This window comes from Micromonospora sp. MP36 (genome assembly GCF_008119785.1).
In the GTDB taxonomy this organism is placed as follows: Bacteria; Actinomycetota; Actinomycetes; order Mycobacteriales; family Micromonosporaceae; genus Micromonospora.
The window spans coordinates 1-625 of sequence record NZ_VSFA01000292.1 but is presented as its reverse complement, the minus strand read 5'-3'; the positions used below and the strand labels follow the sequence as shown (position 1 = coordinate 625).

Annotated in this window: 1 protein-coding gene; it reads left to right on the top strand. The window is 66.7% G+C overall.

Annotated elements, in window-relative coordinates; translation table 11 throughout:
• Positions 1-29: 29 nt before the first annotated feature.
• A partial coding sequence (locus FXF52_RS41225) for an RNA-guided endonuclease TnpB family protein (protein WP_255472959.1) occupies positions 30-625 on the top strand: 596 nt, incomplete at its 3' end.

Below are 625 nucleotides of genomic sequence, written 5' to 3'. Positions count from 1 at the left end.
AGCGGCCGTGCGGCGACCAGAGGGTCGGGGTGGACAAGGGCTACACCGAAGCCCTCACCGACTCCGACGGCCAGCCCCACGGTAAAAAACTCGGCATGCTGTTGATCCGTGAGTCGGACCGGTTGAAGGAACGAAACCGGCGGCGGGCGAAGCTGCGCTCGATCGCCAACACCGCCGCCGCACGTGGTGACCATGCGAAAGCGCACCGGATCAAGGCCAACAACCTCGGCACGATCAAGCGGGATCGGCAGGCCGCCCGGCACCGGGCGCGGGTGCGTACGGAGATCTTCACCGCCGTGCACGAGGTCGTCGACAAGGCCGGCACCGTGGTCGCCGAGGACCTCACCAAACGCTTCACCGGGCGAAAGAAGCTACCCAAGAACATCAACCGGCGTCTCGCCGCGTGGACCAAAGGAGTCACCGCCGAGGCCCTGAAAAGCGTGTCGGAGCGTAGAGGTTCTGCGCTCGTTCCCGTCAACGCCGCCTACACCTCACAAACCTGCCACCACTGCGGCGACTTCGGCCGCCGCAGCGGCGACAGGCTTCACTGCACTACGTGCGGGGTGGTGTGGCAGGCCGACGTGAACGCCGCGATCAACATCCTGCACCGAGCCGGCGACCCCGA